Genomic DNA, 232 nt, shown 5'->3' with positions numbered 1-232 from the left:
CGACATGGTGTACCACGAAAAACCACCCCACAAAAAAAAAAAAACCAAACAACCCCCCCCAACCCCACTCGCCCCACAACAATAAACCCAAATTAAAAAAAAAAAAATACAAACCCAAAACAAAAAAAAAAACAAAAAAAAAAAAAAAACCCACCCCACCCGCAACAAAAACCAAAACGAACCCCCATCAAAAAACAAAAAATGCTAAATAACCAAACAACCCAGATAAAAG

At 36.2% G+C, this 232-nt stretch carries 1 protein-coding gene; it reads left to right on the top strand.

Annotated features, from left to right (window positions below; translation table 11 throughout):
- On the top strand, positions 1-212 hold a 212-nt coding region (locus AB2B41_RS24215), incomplete at its 5' end, for a hypothetical protein (RefSeq protein ID WP_367880288.1).
- Between the last annotated feature and the right edge of the window lie 20 nt (positions 213-232).

The organism is Sulfitobacter sediminis (genome assembly GCF_040811725.1).
GTDB lineage: Bacteria > Pseudomonadota > Alphaproteobacteria > Rhodobacterales > Rhodobacteraceae > Sulfitobacter > Sulfitobacter sediminis.
Note: the sequence above shows the minus strand (reverse complement) of the source record. Positions and strands in the feature narration are given on the sequence as shown.